This is a genomic window from Streptomyces sp. CB01580, from assembly GCF_001905795.1.
In the GTDB taxonomy this organism is placed as follows: Bacteria; Actinomycetota; Actinomycetes; order Streptomycetales; family Streptomycetaceae; genus Streptomyces.
Map to the genome: position 1 here is coordinate 86217 of NZ_LIXJ01000027.1, position 16856 is coordinate 103072.

The following is a 16856-nucleotide window of genomic DNA, read 5'->3' on the forward strand; positions in this document are numbered from 1 at the left end:
GGACGTCCGGTGCGAAAGCCTGCTCGATTCGCTATTTCAGGCGATAACTGACTGTTCCGTCTTCGTTCGAGGGACGCGCGTGCTGTCCAGGTCGCCCGTAAATGAGGTGCGTGCGCCCGTAGGCTGGGCGGTATGACCGCAACGGGGGAACACCGGGAAGCCGTGGGTGCGACTGCCCGCGGCTATGCGTGGTGGGGACGGCGGCGGAGTGTCGCACTGGACGTGGGGCTCGCGCTCCTGTCGGCGCTGGAGTGCGGGTGGGAAGGGGTGGACTTCGCCCGCGACGCCGCGCTGCCGGTGCCGGTCGGCGTGGTGTTCGGGCTGGTCGCGGGGGCCGTGCTGGTGGTCCGGCGGCGTTGGCCGATCGCCGTGGTGCTGGTGGCGATCGCGACGGCACCCGCCGACATGGGCTTCCTGATGGGGCTGGTCGGCCTCTACACGCTGGCCGCCTCCGAGGTGCCGCGCCGGATCACGGTCGTGCTGGCGGGGATGTCCTTCGCGGGGTCGTTCATCGTCACGTACGTCCGGATGCGGCAGAGCGTCGCCGACCAGGCCGACTTCGGGCCGGGCGACGGGTACGTCCCGCTGATCTCCCTCTTCATGTCGTTGGGGCTCACCGCGCCGCCCGTGCTGCTCGGCCTGTACATAGGGGCCCGGCGGCGGCTGATGGAGAGCCTGCGGGAGCGGGCGGACTCACTGGAGCAGGAGCTCTCGCTGCTCGCCGACCGCGCCGAGGAGCGGGCCGAGTGGGCGCGGACGGAGGAGCGCCACCGGATCGCCCGTGAGATGCACGACGTGGTGGCGCACCGGGTGAGCCTGATGGTGGTGCACGCCGCCGCGCTCCAGGCCGTGGCGCTGAAGGACCCGGCGAAGGCGGTGCGGAACGCGGCGCTGGTCGGTGACATGGGGCGGCAGGCGCTCACGGAGCTGCGGGAGATGCTCGGGGTGCTGCGGGCGGGGGAGTCGGTGGTGCCCGGGCCCGCGCGGGCGCAGGTGCCGCTCGCCTCGGTCGGCCGGGCGGCGGCCGCGGCGGCCGAGGCGGCGGCGGTGGAGGACGGTCCCCGGCTGGCCGAGGTCGAGAAGCTGGTCGGGGAGTCCCGGGCGGCCGGTATGACGGTGGAGCTGTCGGTGGACGGCGAGGCCCGCCCGTACGCGCCGGAGGTCGAGCAGACCGCATACCGGGTGGTGCAGGAGGCGCTGACGAACGTGCACAAGCACGCGGCGGGCGCGAGGACGTGGGTACGGCTGGCGCACCGCGGCTCGGAGGTCGCGATGCAGGTGGAGAACGGTCCGTCGGACGCCGCGACGGCGGATGCCGGGCTGCCGAGCGGGGGCAACGGGCTCGTCGGCATGCGGGAGCGCGTGCTGGGGCTCGGGGGCGTGTTCGTCTCGGGTCCGACGGACGCGGGGGGTTTCCGGGTGTCGGCGGTGCTGCCGGACCCGGGGGTCGCGTCCGCCTGATCGCGGGGGCGCGTCGAGGTCGGGTCCGGGGTGTGTGCGGGGCCGCGGCCGTTCGATCCGGGCCGTGCCGGTCCCACCGGGCCGTCGTCGGACGGTCGGTTGCTGTTGCTGTCGCCGGGGCCGGAGCGGGGGGTCAGCCCGCGGTGAGGCGTTCCGGCTGGATGCCCGTGACGAGGCTGGTCAGGGCCTGGTCGATGTCCGGACCGAGGTACCAGTCGCCGGTGTGGTCGATGCTGTAGACGCGGCCCTCGGCGTCGATCGCGAGGATCGCCTGTCCGTCGCCCTCCTCGCCCAGGGGGCTGAGCTCGGTCTCCAGGGCCCGGCCGAGGTCGCCGAGGGTGCGGGCGAGGTGCAGGCCGCTCATCGGGTCGATGCGTACCGGCGCGGGTGCGATCTGGCGGCCGGGTGCGGTGGCCTTGATGTGAAGTCCGCCGAACTCCGCCCATGCCTCCACGGCCGCCGGGAAGACGGCGTGCTGGTGGCCGGCGGATGAGCGGTGGGCGCGCAGGGCGTCGGCCCATTCCTCGGCCCGGCGGATGTCCCAGCGGCCGGGCTGCCAGCCCGCGGAGCGCAGGGCGGTGTCGACGGGGGCGGGGAAGCGGGCCGGGCCGGGGTGCGCGGGGGCCGTCTGTCCGGGCAGGTCGGTTCGGTCGTGCATCGGCGCGTGGTCAGCCCTTCTCGGCGGTGGTCGCCGCCCCGTCCGTCGCGAGGTCGACGGGACGTACTCCGAAGTGGGCGAGCATCGCCGTGCAGGAGCGGCACGGCGGGGCGTAGCTGCCGTGCAGGGGGTCGCCGTCCTCGCGGATGTGCCGTGCGGTGAGGCGGGAGTGCTTGAGGGCGCGGCGGGCCTCGCCGTTGGTCAGGGGCTTGCGCCGGGCGCGCTTGGAGCGGGCGGTTTCGGCCGCGGCGAGGTGCCGGGACAGCAGCATGGCCTCGGGGCAGCGGCCGGTGAACCGTTCGCGCTGGCCGCTGGTGAGGGTGTCGAGGAAGTCCTGTACGAGGGGGTGGAGCACGGGGGGCTGGTCGCCCTTGCCCGCGGTGCAGGTGAGTGTCTCGCCGCGTACGGACAGGGCAGCGGCCACCGCGGGGAGGATGCCGTCGCGGCGCTGGTGCAGCCGGGGTGCGTGAGCGGTGCGGGTGCTGCTCCAGCTGAGGCGTGGATCCCCGGGTGTACCGGTGGGTGTGACTGTTCGTGCGGTGTGCATGGTGCTGTTCCCTCCCGTGCCCGCGGCGGTGGCCGCGTGGTGTGCACGCCCCCGAGTTGCGGTGACAGCCTGCCAAATGTCCGGGCTGGTGGGGAAGCTGGGGCGGGGTTACGGCGGTTTGTGTCGCCCTGGGGGGCGGGGAGTCGTCGCTCGTCCGTCGTGGGGTCGTGACGGTTCGTGACGGTGCGGAGGTCGGTCGGGAGGGCGGGGGGAAAGGAGGGGAACAGGGCGGTTCCGGGGCTTGCGGCACCGCATAGGCTGTGCGCGGACCGTCCCCCTCGGGCAGGCCGGTCCTCACCAGCCAGACGCAGCAGGGGGCAACGCCATGACGACAGGTCGGCCCGGGCAGCAGGCCGCGCCGCCGAACGCGGCCTATGCCGGGCAGCTCGTGCACTTCCCGGATCCGGTCCGTGCGGCGCGGCATCCCGCGGGTGTGCGGATAGGCATGGACGGGAGCCCGGACTTCTCGCCGTACGCGCGCGCCGCCGCGGAGATCGCCGAGCCCCCGCAGGGGTTCGGTGTGGACGAGCTGCGGTTGACGGACTACGTCTCGGCCAACGCGGCGCTGGCGGCGAGCGGTCATGAGCTGTGGGACACGATTCCGGCGGTCGCGACGCCGCACGGCTGGACGTGGCACCACGTTCCCGGCGGTCGGCGCATGGAGCTGATCCCGGTCGAGGTCAAGGCACTGCTGAGGCATCACGCGGGTCTCGCGGCGACGCAGGTCGACCAGGACAAGCGGGGCACCCGGCCGTTGCAGGAGACCCGGCCCGCGCACTTCGGTCTGCCGAAGGGTGCCGTGGCGGTGACCGAGCAGCAGGTGCAGGGGGTCGAGGAGGACCTGGGCTACCGGCTGCCGGGTGCGTACCGTTCGTTCCTCAAGGCGGCGGGTGGTTCGGCGCCGGTCGGCGCCGCGCTCGACGCGCAGCTGGGGCTCCTGGTCGATCAGCCGTTCTTCACGGTGCGCGAGGAGGCCGCCGTGAACGATCTGGTGTATGTGAACAAGTGTCTGCGGGACCATCTGACCAAGGATTTCCTGGGGGTCGCCTTCGTCCAGGGCGGTCTGCTCGCGGTGAAGGTGAAAGGTTCCGGTACCGGTTCGGTGTGGTTCTGCGCGTACGACGACGCGCGGGACCGGGACGGCTGGAACGTGCAGGAGCGGGTGGACCGGCTGCTGCTGCCGTGCGGTGACGACTTCGATGCGTTCCTGGAGCGTCTGGCGGGCAATCCGCCGGAGCTGGAGACCGTGGCGAACCTGATGGTGGACGGTGGCTTCGCGCGGGCCGTCCCGGTGGAGGGATGAGCGCGATGGTGACGTTCGCGCAGGCGCAGGAGCGCGCCGATGAGTGGATCAACGGCGATGTACCCGCGTATCAGCACCGGGAGGTGCGGGTGCGGGAGTTCGAGCTGGGGTTCGTCGTGTGGGGCGAGGACCGTGCCGAGGGGCCGGTCTCGGACGGCGGCAGGCAGCGGCTGGTGATCGCCAGGGACAGCGGTGAGGCCACGTTGTGGCCGGGGCTGCCGGTGGGCGAGATCATCCGGCGGTACGAGGAGGAGTACGGGACGGTCGCCGCCGCGCCGGCCGCTCCGGAGCCGCCGCAGCGGGTCGATCTGAATCAGACCTCCTTCCTGTTGAGCCCGCCGGAGTGGCTCCAGGAGGCGGCGGACAAGCTGGGCATTCCCGATCACCGGAACGACCGGAACGACGGTGGGGAGCGGAACGAGCAGGGCGGCCGGGACGACCGGGGCGGCCGGGCCGAGGTCCCGGAGGTCCCGGGCGCGCCTTCGTCGACCGGAGGTACGGGCGGGGGCGCGCCCGGAGTTGCGGCCGGAGGCATGTCCGGAGCTGTGGGCGGGGGCCGGGTCGAGTACGAGCCCACCGCGAACGACGGCGTTCCGGCGTCGCCGCCGAGCGTGCCCGCCGGTTCCACGCCGTGGGACGGGACCGACACCAACGCGGGTTCGGACGAGGGCTCGGTCCCGCTTCCCGCCACGGTGTTCGCGCCGCCGCTCTCGGGCGCCGACGACGAGGGCACCCCGCCGCCGGTCGTGCCCGCCGACGCGCCGACCGCGCTGATGTCCGGTGGCAGTCAGTTGCCGCCGACGGCGATCGTCCCGGGGCTGGACTCGCCGCGCGCCGCCGGTTCCGCGCCGGGGGCGCAGGCAGCGGACGCGCCGGGTACTCCCGCGTCCGGTACCCCTGTGCCGGGGGCTCCCGCGCCCGGTACTCCCGCGCCCGGTACTCCCGCGCCCGGCACCCCTGTGCCGGGGACCCCCGCCCCGGCCCCGGGTACGCCCGTGCCCGGCGCGCCCGGGGCCGGCGCGCCCGGGGCCGGTGACATCGCGGACGCGACCACCAGCAAGGCCGTCGTGCCGCCGCGCGGTACGCGTGGGGGCGGCCCCTCGACCCCGCCGCCGCCCGGTGTGCCCGGCGCGCCGGTGGCGCCGCCCTCGGGTCCGGGTGCGCCCGGGGCCCCGGCCGGCGGGTACCTGCCGACGCAGCTCGTTCCCGAGCAGGGTCCGCCCGGTCCTCCGAGTCCGCCGGGTCCTCCGGGTGCGCCTGGGGTTCCTGGTGGTTCGGTGCCGCCTGCGCCTCCTGGTTCGACGCCTCCGCCGGGTGGTGGGGTGCATCATGCCGCGACGATGCTCGCCGACCCGAGCATCGGTGGCCCCGGCCTGCCGCAGCCTCCCGGTCCGCCCGGCCCTCCCGGTCCCCCCGGTCCTCCCGGGGTTCCCGGTGGTGCCGACGCTTCCGGCGCGCCGCAGCCGCCGAGTCCGCCCGGTCCGCCCGGTCCGCCGGGTCCTCCGGGTGCGCCTGGGGTTCCTGGTGGTTCGGTGCCGCCTGCGCCTCCTGGTTCGACGCCTCCGCCGGGTGGTGGGGTGCATCACGCGGCGACGATGCTCGCCGACCCGAGCATCGGTGGCCCCGGCATGCCGCAGCCTCCCGGTCCGCCCGGCCCTCCCGGTGCGCCGCAGGGGCCCGGTCCCGTACCGCAGCCCGGGCACACCCCGCCGCCCGCCGCGTACGGCTACCCGCAGCAGTCCGGGCAGCCGACCGTCGGCCCCGGCTACCAGGCCGTGCTGCGCTACCGCGCGCACGACGGCAGCGAGCAGCAGCTGATCCGCCGCTCGGCACCCGGCACCCCGCACCCGGAGTGGCAGATGCTGCACGAGCTGCGCGCGATGAACGTGCCGCCGCAGCAGGTCATCGAGCTGCACACCGAGCTGGAGTCGTGCGAGCTGCCCGGTGGCTACTGCGCGCGGATGATCCGTGAGACCTGGCCGCAGGTGCGGATCACCAGCGTCGCCCCGTACGGCACCGATCACGCCAGCCGGCAGCAGGGCATGCGGCATCTGCTGACGCATCAGGGCGAGCTGCACCAGGTGGCGGACGGTCCCGCGCGCCCCGCGCCGGTGCGGGCGCCGCTGCCGCAGATGCCGCCCGCGCCGCCGGTGCCTCCGGAGGCCGTCGCGCAGGAGATGGTGCAGTCCTTCGGCCCGCAGGGCATCCTGCGCTTCGATCAGCGCGCGGTGTCCCGGCAGGGTGTGCCCGAGACCGTGGCGCGGGCGCTGGTGTGGGCGGGGCTGCCCGCCGACTTCGGGCCGTTCTTCTGGGCGCAGCCCGGGCAGCCGGTGGTGCCGACACTGGCCGAGCTGGCCGCGCAGCGGCAGATCCAGGCGGCGCCGGACGCGGGGGCGTACCTCGTGATGGGGACCGACTTCGGCCGGGCGATCTGCGTCCAGTACGGCACGGCGAACATCGTGGCCGTACCGGTCGAGGCGGGGCCGGGCGGGCAGTCGGTGGCGCCGCAGTTCGTGAACACCGGGCTGCCGGAGTTCCAGCGTTCGATGGCGTTGCTCGGCCGGATGTGGCGGCTGCGCTTCGGGCTCAACCCGGAGCAGGCGGGCCGTTGGACGGTCGACTTCCAGGCCCAGTTGGCGGCGCTGGACGGGGCGGCGCTGGCGTCGCCGGAGAGCTGGTGGTCCGTACTGCTCGAACAGATGTGGGACGGGCTGCTCTGACGGATGCGGGCGGCCCGGTCGTACGGATGCGGGCGGGCCGCAGGTTCGGCGCCCGGCTCCCGGAAGGGGCCGGGCGCCGCGCCGTGTCGTGCCGCGCCGTGTCGTGCCGCGCCGTGTCGTGCCGCGCCGTGTCGTGCCGCGCCGTGTCGTGCCGCGTTGTGCTGCGTCGTGTCGTGCCGCGTCGTGTCGTGTCGTGCCGTGTCGTGCTGTGAAACCCGTCGCTTCCCTCCGAAAAGCCGTTGATCGATTCCGACTTCTGCGCCGAATTGCCGCATCCTTGACCTGTTGCTGCTGTTCGGCGAGTCGGAAAGAGGCTGAGGGATGAGTTCTGCACCGGGGTCCGGACTTGGCTTCGTCGGCGTGCGGGGGCGCGGCTACCGTCCGGAGCAGGTGGACCGGGCTCTGGCCGGGCTGGAGGGCGAGCGGGACGAGGCGCGCGAGCGGGTGGCCCGGCTGACGGCGCAGGTTGAGGACCTGTCGGCCGAGACGGTCCGGCTGCGCGAGGTGGTCGCCGGGCTCGCCCCGCAGGACTACGCCTCGCTCGGCGAGCGCGCCCAGCGGATCCTGGCGCTCGCGGAGGGCGAGGCCGGTTCCATGCGGAGCGCCGCGCAGGAGGAGGCGCAGGCGCTGCGGGACGCGGCGGACGAGGCGGGCCGGGCGGTGCGCGGGTCGGCGCGGGCGGATGCCGAGGCGATGCGTGCGGCGGTCGGTGAATACGCCGAGGAGGCGCTGGCCACGGCCCGCACGGAGGCCGAGGGGCTCGTCGCGGAGGCCCGTACGGACGCCGAGGAGACGCGGGAACAGGCGCGGTTCATGATGGAGGAGACGCGCCGTCGCACCGAGAGCGTCCTCGTGCACCAGGAGCAGGAGCACGCCGATCGGTGGAAGACGGCCGAGGGAGAAGTGGCCGAGGCCGAGGCGGCGCAGGTGGCACGCCACGACGAGTTGACCGAGCGGGCGGAGGCCGGGCTGGCCGAGGCGCGGCGCGAACTGGCGCGTGCGGAGGAGGAGGCGCGGCACACCGACGAGAACGCCGAGGCGCGGGCGGCCGAACTGGTCGCGGAGGGCAGGCTCCGCGAGGAGCGGGTGGTCCGGGAGACAGAACGGATCCTGCGGGAGCACGAGGAGGCCCGCGAGGAGATGCACGCGCACATGACGTACGTGCGCAACACGCTGGCGGCGCTCACCGGGCGGGTGGTCCCGGACCCGACGGAGGAGGCGCCGGAGGCCGAGCCCGAGTCGGACGCGGAGACGGGGACGGGGACGGGGTCCGGCGCGAAGTCGGAGGGCTGAACTGTCGGGTGACCTGAGGCCGAAAGCATGTGTGCCAGGGCGTGGCCGCCCGGTCCGAGGTCACCCGACAGACATCTGAGCCGGAAGGCCGGACCCGGCTCCGACGACGGGCGGATCGGTGCATGCCACGGAGATTCCGGCGTCGGCTACCGCCCGGGGCGGAAGCGGTGGTCCTTCTTGAGCTCGGTTATGAACGAGGTCCAGGAGTGCGCGGCGAAGGTGAGTGCCGGGCCGTCGGCGGCTTTGCTGTCACGGACGGGGACGATTCCGGGGAAGCCGTCCCCCACCTCCACGCAGTCGCCTCCCTCCTGATTGCTGTAGCTGCTTTTGCGCCAGGCGACGGCGGTCGGATCGGGAAGAGACGGTCGCGTCATGGTGGTCGTCCTCCATCGCGGATCGGATCGTGTCGAGCGACATGTGAGGGGGCAGAGCCGCTGCCCGGAGGTGATCGTAGGTCACCGCGAAGCGCCTGACCTCCTCCGGTTCCTCGACCAACTGGCCGTAGTGCGCGCCTTCCGTATAGCCGACTTCCGTGCCGTCGGGGAGATCCAGAACGGTCAGGGAATCGCCCAGGGCATCATGCTCGCCGTGGGCGAACGGCAGCACCTGCACGGTGATGTGCGGCTCCTCGGCCGCGGCCAGCAGACGGGCCAGTTGGTCCCGCATGACGTCCGGGCCGCCCACCGGGCGCCGCAGCACAGCCTCGTCGAGGATCACCCACAGCTCGGGGCGGTCGGCACCGCGCAGGCGGGCCTGGCGGGCCATGCGCGCCGACAGCCGCTCCTCCAACTGCTCTTTGCTCTTGAGCGTGCGTCCGACGCTCAGGAGCGCCCGCGCGTAGGGCTCGGTCTGGAGCAGACCCGGCACGACATGCGCGACGTATTGCCTGATCGCCCGCGCCCGTGCCGAGAGGGTCATGAACGCCTGTGCCCAGTCGGGGAACGCCTCGCGGTAGACGTATGGCCACAGGTCGATCAGCAGGTCGTCCGCCACCAGCGCGGTGTCCAGGGCCTGTGCCAGTTCCTGGGTCGGCCTGGCTCCGGAGGCCCGCTCGATCTGGGTGATCCGGGTGCTGACGACGTGTGTCATGTTCCCCAGCTCGGCCTGGGTCAGCCCGGCCGCCGTACGGAGTCTGCGTACGCGTGAACCGAACAGAGCGGCCATCGACTGCTGGGGATCGATCGCTTTGGCCATGGCGTCACTTCCTCTGCTTACGGCCAGGGCGGTAATGCTTCGTCACCTTCCGACCCTAGGCATGCTGGTCGATTCTTGACTGCGGAACGTAGCGGATTCCGCACTCTGTGGGATGCGTGAGGAACGACGGGATGGGATGGGCGCACCATGCTCAGGGCAGTGACTGTGCCGGACGACGGGCCGGAGCGGGAGCCGGACGGGGGTTTGCCCGCGGAAGGGCGGGATTCGGAGGCGTTCGGAGGAGGCCGACGGACGTTCGTCTCACGGCAGTTCCCTTCCACGGCTCGCGGTGCGCGGCTCGCCCGGCGGGTGATGGCGAGGCATCTCGACCAGTGGGGGTTCCCGCCGGGGTCGGACACCTCCTGCACCGTCGCCCTGGTGGTCGCCGAGCTCGCCGCCAACGCCGTGCGTCATGGCAGGGTCCGTGGCCGGAACCTTCTCCTGAACGCGACGTACGAGACGGACGCCCGGCGTATCCGCGTCGAGGTGTCCGACGCGTGCCCGGACCTGCCGCCGGCTGGCCCGTCCAGGCCGGCCGATGACGAGGAGTCGGGGCGCGGTCTGGTCCTGGTCGACGTGCTGGCCGCCCGGTGGGGGGTCGTTCCCCGTGCTCCCTTCGGGAAGACGGTGTGGGCGGAGTGCGTCGCCGAACCGGCCGACGCCGGTTAGCGGTTGATCGTGGGCGGGCCCCGTCGGCGTCGTCATCCGCCGTGCGGCGTCGGTGCCGTGGCGGCCGGGGGCGCGCCTGCCGGTACCGCGCCCGCCAGGATGCGTGGTTCCTCGCCCTGGTACAGGCGGCGTGCCGCGGGTGCCGTGCCGCGGGGGAGGACCGTGCCGAGCCAGCCGGCCAGGAAACCGGCCGGGACGGAGACGAGCCCGGTCGTGGTGTACGGGTACCAGTTGAAGTCGAGGTCGGGGAAGACCGACGAGGGTGAGCCCGAGACCAGGTTGGTGCCGGTGATCAGCACCATCACGGTGCCGGTTCCGACGATCAGGGTGCTGAGCAGCCCGGTGCGGGTGAAGCGTCGCCAGAACATGCTGTAGATGAGGGCCGGGGCCAGGGCGGACGCCCCGACGCAGAACGAGAGTGTGGCCAGGGCCTGCACGTTCCAGTGCCGGGCCACGACGGCGAGGGTGGTGGCGAGGATCCCGACGACGGTCGCGGAGAACTGTGCCGTACGCATCTCGGAGAGGCCCGGCAGCGGCTTCCTGGCGGGGTCGCGCACCCCGTGCAGTCCGTGCGCGAAGAGGTCGTGCGCGAGCGAGTTGGCGCAGGCCAGGATCATTCCGGCGACGGAGGCGAGCAGAGTCAGGAAGATCGCCGTCGTCATCGTCGTGACGACCAGGGCGCCGAGCCGGCCGCCGCTCGCGACCGCGCCGGTGACCTGGAGGATCGCACTGTTCCCGGAGGCCCCGGCGGCGGTGATGCGTTCGTGGCCGACGAACGCGGCGGTGCCGAAGCCGATCACGACGAGCAGCAGACAGATCCCGGCCACCACGGAGACGGCCCAGGACATGGTGCGGCGTACGGCCTGCGCGGACGGGGCGCTCGTCAGGCGCATGGTGACGTGGGGCAGGCAGGCGGCGCCGAGCACGACGGTCAGTTCGGAGCTGACCATGTCGAGTCCGCTCCCGTCGAACTGGAGCCCGGAGCCGAGGAACGCGGCTCCCGCACCGCTGCCCTGCCGGGCCGCCGAGAGCAGCGCGCCGGTGTCCCAGCCGAACCGGCTCATGACCAGTACGGCGATGGTGAACGAGGCGACGAGCAGCACCACGGTCTTCACGATCTGGATCAGGGCGGTGCCCTTCATGCCGCCGATCGCCGCGTAGCCGATCATCAGGGCGCCGAGGCCGATGATGGCGCCGGTGCGGAACAGGGAGCTGTCGAATCCCAGGATGAAGGCGAGCAGGTCGCCGCTGCTGGCGAGCTGGACGACCATCATCGGGACGAGCGCGGCAATGGTGGTGGCGCAGGCGGTGATGCGGACGGCGCGGCCGGGCGCGCGGTGTACGAACAGGTCGCCCATGGTGAACCCGCCGACGTTGCGCAGCGGTTCGGCCAGCAGGAACATCAGCAGGACGAGCGAGAGGGTGATGCTCAGGGCGAGGATCATCCCGTCGTAGCCGGTGAGGGCGATGATGCCGGTGGTGCCGAGGACGGTGGCGGCGGACAGGTAGTCGCCAGCGAGCGCGAAGCCGGCGCGGCGCGGGGACAGGCCGCGGGAGCCGGCGTAGAACTCTTCGAGGTCGTCGCGGTCGGGGCCGGACATCACGCAGAGCAGCAGGGCGATGGTGCCGACGGCCATGAAGGCCACCAGCGACATCGACCGGGCGGAGTCGTCGAATCCGTTCACCGGTCCGCTCCTCCTCTGCGGAGCCGGGCGGCGAGCGGGTCGACCGTGCGCCGGGCGGTCCGTTCGTACCGGCTGACGGCGAGCAGCGCGACGGGCAGTTGGCCGAGCGCGAGCACCAGGCCGAGGTTGAGGCCGCCGAACAGGGGTTGTTGCATCCGGTCCTTGGCGAAGCCGGAGAGCAGCAGGAAGACGATGAAGTAGCCGAGTGCGGTCAGCGCCGCGATGCGCCTGAGCGAACGGTACGAGGTGCGCAGCCGGCGCAGATCGCCGTGACGGGTGGGCGGGTGGTCGGGCGTCCGGGTGGAGGGCGACTCGGACGTGGTGGTTCCGGGCGACGGCGCCAGCGGCGGCAAGGGGTGCGAGCGCTGCCGGGGCAGCAGGTAGTCGGCCTGCTGCGGGGGCGGGGGCTGGTGTCCTCGGGTCGGCTGCTGCGACCGTCCGGGCCAGGAGGAGTAGGGGGACGGGGGCGGGGGGGTTCCGTGCGGCATCGGGGTGCTGCTCCTTGCGTGGCTCGGTTCCTGGCTGGACGGCAAGGCAGGAGTGCGGGGTGGGGGAGTGCTGTCGGAAGCGTGAACATTACTCGCCGGTATGCGGGCTTGGGGAGACCCTGGCTCGAACTGCCGAGGGGATTGGCGTAGTTGTGTGCGGTCGTTGGAGAGCGTGGCCCCCGGGGGGTGTTCTCCAAGTGCCGTCCAGGTGCCGTCCAGGTGCCGCCCGGGTGTCGTCGGGGTGCCTCCCCGTGTGTTGCCGGGGGTGCTTGCTTGGCGGTTTCGGGAGGGGGTCCGGGATCTTCCGCCCGGGTCCTCCGCGCGGGGGCGCTCCGGTCTCGGACGGTCCGCAGCCGGTCGTGTGCCCCCGGTCATCTCTATACGCGGCCAAGGCGACACAATTGCCCAAAAAAGACAACTAGTGCGGAATGGCCGGTTGGGTGCTTTACTCCTTTCTTAGGTTTAGATGCCCATACCGTCACATGTGCGATGTCTACGGGGATCTGACGGCATGAATGGCTGGATGTCTCATACAGAGGGGTAGCCAGGAATGGATGCACTGAGGCGGCTCCGTGCCGTGACGAGCGGACCCGGGGGAGGACGGTCCTGGCGGCCGTCGTCCCGCCCCGGGGCATACGGGGATGCGAGGCCCGGCAGGGCGGCGGGTGCGCACGGGGACGGACGTCCCGGACCCAGACGGAAGCCGGGAGGATTCTGAATGGCTATCAAACCCGCACGGGACGTGAAACCCGTACGCCGGGGACGGCACAGGAAGCGCCGCTCGCTCACCGGACTCGTGGTCATGGCGATGCTGACAGGGTTCAGCGCCGCCGCGACCCCGCTGCTCACCGCCCCCGCCTCGCACGCGGCGGCCGGTGACGCGTTCGACCCGGCCGACCCGACGGTCTTCGTCGCGCAGGAGATACCCACTCGCCTCTACAAGGCGGTCACCGGGGCCTCCGGCAGCGTGACCTTCCAGCCCGAGGGGACGGCCGCAGCCGGACTCACCTACAACGCCATCAGCTACAACACGGCGGACAACTATCTGTACGGGGTGGTCTCCGCCTCGTCGACCGCCATGCCGGTCGGCTCGATCATCCGTATCGGCCAGGGGGGTGTCGTCACCCGCGTGGGCACCGACATCGTGCCGGGCGGCGCGAACTGGGGGTCGTTCGCCCCTGACGGCGGCTTCTACGTGGGCTCCAGTGCCACCGACGTGGCCTACCGGGTGGATTCCGCCACTGGCAAGGTGACGTCGACGATCCAGTTGCCCATGGTGCCGCCCACCGCCGACCTCACGTACGCGGACGGCTACTTCTGGGGCGTCGAGGCGGGCGGCAAGATGGTCCGTGTCGACCTCCTGGGCGCGACCAAGACGGTCACGGTCCTCGGCGCGGCAGTTCCGGCGGCCGAAGCCGGATACGGATTCGGTGCGGCCTGGACGTTCGGCAACGGCAACATCGGCGTTTCCGACAACGCGTCGGGCACCGTCTACCAGATCAAGATCGCCAACCCGGCCTCGGCGAATCCGACGTTCACCCTCGTCTCGACCGCGCCCGGCCCTGCCAGCGGCAACAACGACGGAGCGGCCTCGCCCGGTCTGCCCACCGACCTCGCGGTCGTGAAGAAGGGCCCCGAGACGTTCAAGCCGGGGACCCCCGTCACCTACACCCTGACGGTGAAGAACAACGGGCCCGGAAACTCCAGCGGTTACACCGTCAAGGATGTCGTCCCGGCACCGCTGACCAACGTCAAGACCTCGACGTCGGGGTGCACGGTGGCTGGCAACACGGTGACCTGCGTCGGCGGCCGCACCCTCGCGGGGGCGGAGAACACCATCACCATCACCGCGGACAGCCCGGCCTCGATGACCGCACCGGTCACCAACACCTCGACGGTCGTCGCCAACGAGGAGGACCCGACCCCGGACAACAACGAGTCCTCGACCGAGGGCTCTCCCCTGGTCCCGGGGCTGTCGGTGAAGAAGACGGCCGACCCCGGCACCGTGAAGGCCGCGGGCGAGAAGATCACGTACTCCTTCGTGCTGACCAACACCGGGAACGTGGAACTGAAGGATCTGGCCGTCAAGGAGACCTCGTTCTCCGGCACCGGCACCGCGCCGGTGGCGCAGTGCCCGGACGGCCCGCTGGCCCCGGGCAAGAGTGCGACCTGCACCGCCACCTACACGGTCACGCAGGAGGACATCGACGCGGGCGCGCTGCAGAACACGGCCACCGGCACCGGCACCCCGCCGGACGGGGGCGAGCCGGTGGTGTCGCCTCCGTCCGAGGCGAAGGTCTCGGCGCCGCCCGAGCCCGCTCTGACGGTCGTCAAGTCGGGGAAGTCCGAGAAGCCGGACACGCTGGTGGCCGGTGAGAAGGTCGAGTACGCGTTCCTCGTGAAGAACACCGGCAACGTCACGCTGAAGGACGTGAAGGTGAACGAGGGCGAGTTCACCGGCACCGGCAAGCTGTCCGACGTCGTCTGCCCTGACGGGGCCGCATCCCTGGCACCTGGTGCGAGTGTGACGTGTACGGCGTCGTACGAGGTGACGCAGGAGGACGTGGACGCCGGTTCGATCAAGAACTCCGCCACGGCGACGGGTACCCCGCCCGGTGGGACACCGCCCCCGGTCTCGCCCCCGTCTGAGGTCGAGGTTCCGGCTCCGGCCGACCCCGCTCTGGAGGTCGTCAAGACCGCGAAGACCGAGAAGCCCGGCGAGCTGGTGGTGGGCGAGAAGGTCGAGTACGCGTTCCTCGTGAAGAACACCGGCAACGTCACGCTGAAGGACGTGAAGGTGAAGGAGGGTGACTTCACCGGTAGCGGGAAGCTGTCGGATGTGGTCTGTCCTGCCGGGGCGGGTTCGTTGGCTCCGGGCGCGAGTGTGACGTGTACGGCGTCGTACGAGGTGACGCAGGCGGACGTGGACGCGGGTTCGATCAAGAACTCGGCCACGGCCACGGGTACGCCTCCTGGCGATGGCGAGCCTCCGGTGTCGCCTCCGTCGGAGGTCGAGGTACCGGCGCCTTCGGATCCCGCGCTGACCGTTGTCAAGACGGCCACGACGGACAAGCCCGGCGAACTGGCCGTCGGCGAGAAGGTCGAGTACGCGTTCCTCGTGAAGAACACCGGCAACGTCACGCTGAAGGACGTGAAGGTGAAGGAGGGTGACTTCACCGGTAGCGGGAAGCTGTCGGACGTGGTCTGTCCTGCCGGGGCGGGTTCGTTGGCTCCGGGCGCGAGTGTGACATGTACGGCGTCGTACGAAGTGACGCAGGCGGATGTCGACGCGGGTTCGATCAAGAACTCCGCGACGGCCACGGGTACCCCGCCCGGCGGTACCGAGCCGCCCGTGTCGCCCCCGTCGGAGGTGACGGTTCCGGCACCCCAGGAGCCCGCGCTGACCGTCGTCAAGTCGGCTTCGACCGAAAAGCCCGGCGAGCTGGTGGCCGGCGAGAAGGTCGACTACGCCTTCGTGGTGACGAACACGGGCAATGTGACGCTCAAGGACGTCACGGTGAAGGAGGGTGACTTCACCGGTACGGGCAAGTTGTCCGAGGTCGACTGCCCCGCTGGGGCGGCGTCCCTGGCGCCCGGTGCGAACGTGACGTGCACGGCGACCTACGAGGTGACGCAGGCGGATGTCGACGCGGGTTCGATCAAGAACTCTGCGACGGCCACGGGCACCCCGCCCGGCGGTACCGAGCCTCCGGTGTCGCCCCCGTCGGAGGTGACGGTTCCGGCGCCTCCGAAGCCCGCTCTGACGGTCGTCAAGACGGGGAAGGCCGAGAAGCCCGGCGAGCTGGTGGCCGGTGAGAAGGTCGAGTACGCGTTCCTCGTCACGAACACCGGCAACGTCACGCTGAAGGACGTGAAGGTGAACGAGGGCGAGTTCACCGGGAGCGGCAAGCTGTCCGACGTCGTCTGCCCCGACGAGGCCGCGAACCTCGTGCCCGGCGCGAGTGTGACGTGCAAGGCGTCGTACGAGGTGACGCAGGCGGATGTCGACGCGGGTTCGATCGAGAACTCCGCGACGGCCACGGGCACCCCGCCCGGCGGTACCGAACCCCCGGTGTCGCCCCCGTCGAAGGTGACCGTTCCGCCCAACGGTGAGGGACGGCTCGACCTGGTCAAGACCGCCAAGCCGGTCGACGTCAACAAGAACGGCAGGACCGATGCCGGTGACCGCATCGAGTGGACGCTGAAGGTGTCCAACAAGGGCACCCGCACCGTCACCGACATCAAGGTGTCGGACCCCACCGCGGGCCAGGTGACCTGCCCGGCGACGAGCCTCGCACCGGGGAAGTCGATGGACTGCACCGCCCCGGCACACACCATCACCGCCAAGGACGTGACGAACGGAAAGGTCGTCAACAAGGCAACCGCCTCCGGGAAGTCGGGCGACAAGGAGGTCTTCTCCCCCGAGGCCAGCTCCACGGTGAAGATCACGCCGGGCGGCAAGCCCGCCGGACCGGGCGTCCCGAACGGACCGGGTGCCCCGAACGGGCCCGGCACCCCGTACGTCCCGGGAACCGGATCGGTCCCGCCGGCCCACAAGCCCTCCGGGTGGCTGGCATCCACGGGCGCACAGGCACTCACCCTCCTCGGGGTCGGTGGCGCGCTGCTGGTCGCCGGTGGACTCGTCCTCGGTGTCAGCAAGCGCCGACGCCGCACCAACTGACCCGCACCCCTGAAGGGTTGAGACGGGACTGATCCAGAACCGGCTCGTACCCGCACGTACCGGCGCCCGCCGCGCTCACGGAACCGACCGTGGGCCCGGCGGGCGCCTCCACGTTTCCCGGACGGCTCCTCCCGAGGAGGGAGAGCCCTTAAGGGCC

General features: G+C 72.1%; 12 protein-coding genes. 6 read left to right on the forward strand and 6 right to left on the reverse strand.

Annotated features, from left to right (window positions below; all coding sequences use genetic code 11):
* Nucleotides 1-132: 132 nt before the first annotated feature.
* On the forward strand, nucleotides 133-1461 hold the full coding sequence (locus AMK22_RS29560; RefSeq protein ID WP_073790038.1) for a sensor histidine kinase: 1329 nt from the start codon (nucleotides 133-135) through the stop codon (nucleotides 1459-1461).
* Between the two features lie 133 nt (nucleotides 1462-1594).
* Here the strand turns inward: AMK22_RS29560 and AMK22_RS29565 are convergent, their stop codons facing one another.
* Together AMK22_RS29565 and AMK22_RS29570 are read right to left on the reverse strand one after the other, a co-directional pair.
* Nucleotides 1595-2119, reverse strand: coding sequence for an SUKH-3 domain-containing protein (locus AMK22_RS29565; RefSeq protein WP_073790040.1), 525 nt, complete (start codon nucleotides 2117-2119; stop codon nucleotides 1595-1597).
* A gap of 10 nt (nucleotides 2120-2129) precedes the next feature.
* Nucleotides 2130-2666, reverse strand: a complete 537-nt coding sequence (locus AMK22_RS29570; protein WP_073790042.1) for a YwqJ-related putative deaminase — start codon at nucleotides 2664-2666, stop codon at nucleotides 2130-2132.
* Nucleotides 2667-2991: 325 nt separating this feature from the next.
* Here AMK22_RS29570 and AMK22_RS29575 point away from each other — a divergent pair, with 325 nt between their 5' ends.
* The 3 genes from AMK22_RS29575 to AMK22_RS29585 all read left to right on the forward strand — a co-directional run bounded on the left by AMK22_RS29575 (nucleotide 2992) and on the right by AMK22_RS29585 (nucleotide 7982).
* Entirely contained in the window at nucleotides 2992-3969 is a 978-nt protein-coding gene (locus AMK22_RS29575; protein WP_073790044.1) for an SMI1/KNR4 family protein, read from the forward strand.
* A 5-nt stretch (nucleotides 3970-3974) separates the two neighbouring features.
* Entirely contained in the window at nucleotides 3975-6689 is a 2715-nt protein-coding gene (locus AMK22_RS29580; protein ID WP_079186457.1) for an SUKH-4 family immunity protein, read from the forward strand.
* 321 nt (nucleotides 6690-7010) lie between these two features.
* The gene (locus tag AMK22_RS29585; RefSeq protein ID WP_242434175.1) at nucleotides 7011-7982 is read left to right on the forward strand and encodes a cellulose-binding protein; all 972 of its coding nucleotides are present in this window, start codon (nucleotides 7011-7013) and stop codon (nucleotides 7980-7982) included.
* Between the two features lie 146 nt (nucleotides 7983-8128).
* On the opposite strand, the gene AMK22_RS41225 is transcribed toward AMK22_RS29585, so the two are convergent.
* Both AMK22_RS41225 and AMK22_RS29595 read right to left on the reverse strand, forming a co-directional pair.
* Nucleotides 8129-8275, reverse strand: coding sequence for a DUF397 domain-containing protein (locus AMK22_RS41225; RefSeq protein WP_079186458.1), 147 nt, complete (start codon nucleotides 8273-8275; stop codon nucleotides 8129-8131).
* On the reverse strand, nucleotides 8232-9146 hold the full coding sequence (locus tag AMK22_RS29595; RefSeq protein WP_073790127.1) for a helix-turn-helix domain-containing protein: 915 nt from the start codon (nucleotides 9144-9146) through the stop codon (nucleotides 8232-8234). The genes AMK22_RS41225 and AMK22_RS29595 overlap by 44 nt, the downstream gene beginning before the upstream one ends.
* A gap of 177 nt (nucleotides 9147-9323) precedes the next feature.
* Here AMK22_RS29595 and AMK22_RS29600 point away from each other — a divergent pair, with 177 nt between their 5' ends.
* Nucleotides 9324-9845, forward strand: coding sequence for an ATP-binding protein (locus AMK22_RS29600; RefSeq protein WP_073790048.1), 522 nt, complete (start codon nucleotides 9324-9326; stop codon nucleotides 9843-9845).
* Between the two features lie 32 nt (nucleotides 9846-9877).
* Here AMK22_RS29600 and AMK22_RS29605 read toward each other — a convergent pair whose 3' ends face one another.
* Both AMK22_RS29605 and AMK22_RS29610 read right to left on the reverse strand, forming a co-directional pair.
* Nucleotides 9878-11530 carry a sodium/solute symporter gene (locus AMK22_RS29605; protein WP_073790050.1) on the reverse strand — a complete coding sequence of 551 codons (1653 nt, stop codon included), beginning with the start codon at nucleotides 11528-11530 and terminating at the stop codon, nucleotides 9878-9880.
* A complete protein-coding gene (locus AMK22_RS29610) occupies nucleotides 11527-12018 on the reverse strand; it encodes a DUF485 domain-containing protein (RefSeq protein WP_073790052.1) in 492 nt (163 codons plus the stop codon). The genes AMK22_RS29605 and AMK22_RS29610 overlap by 4 nt, the downstream gene beginning before the upstream one ends.
* A gap of 718 nt (nucleotides 12019-12736) precedes the next feature.
* Here AMK22_RS29610 and AMK22_RS29615 point away from each other — a divergent pair.
* The gene (locus AMK22_RS29615; protein WP_079186459.1) at nucleotides 12737-16699 is read left to right on the forward strand and encodes a DUF11 domain-containing protein; all 3963 of its coding nucleotides are present in this window, start codon (nucleotides 12737-12739) and stop codon (nucleotides 16697-16699) included.
* Nucleotides 16700-16856 lie beyond the last annotated feature (157 nt).

Bases quoted from the DNA above. Each gene is read 5' to 3' on its own strand.
- AMK22_RS29560 (WP_073790038.1), top strand. From the start codon at position 133: ATGACCGCAACGGGGGAACACCGGGAAGCCGTGGGTGCGACTGCCCGC.
- AMK22_RS29565 (WP_073790040.1), bottom strand. From the start codon at position 2,119: ATGCACGACCGAACCGACCTGCCCGGACAGACGGCCCCCGCGCACCCC.
- AMK22_RS29570 (WP_073790042.1), bottom strand. From the start codon at position 2,666: ATGCACACCGCACGAACAGTCACACCCACCGGTACACCCGGGGATCCA.
- AMK22_RS29575 (WP_073790044.1), top strand. From the start codon at position 2,992: ATGACGACAGGTCGGCCCGGGCAGCAGGCCGCGCCGCCGAACGCGGCC.
- AMK22_RS29580 (WP_079186457.1), top strand. From the start codon at position 3,975: ATGGTGACGTTCGCGCAGGCGCAGGAGCGCGCCGATGAGTGGATCAAC.
- AMK22_RS29585 (WP_242434175.1), top strand. From the start codon at position 7,011: ATGAGTTCTGCACCGGGGTCCGGACTTGGCTTCGTCGGCGTGCGGGGG.
- AMK22_RS29595 (WP_073790127.1), bottom strand. From the start codon at position 9,146: ATGGCCGCTCTGTTCGGTTCACGCGTACGCAGACTCCGTACGGCGGCC.
- AMK22_RS29600 (WP_073790048.1), top strand. From the start codon at position 9,324: ATGCTCAGGGCAGTGACTGTGCCGGACGACGGGCCGGAGCGGGAGCCG.
- AMK22_RS29610 (WP_073790052.1), bottom strand. From the start codon at position 12,018: ATGCCGCACGGAACCCCCCCGCCCCCGTCCCCCTACTCCTCCTGGCCC.
- AMK22_RS29615 (WP_079186459.1), top strand. From the start codon at position 12,737: ATGGCTATCAAACCCGCACGGGACGTGAAACCCGTACGCCGGGGACGG.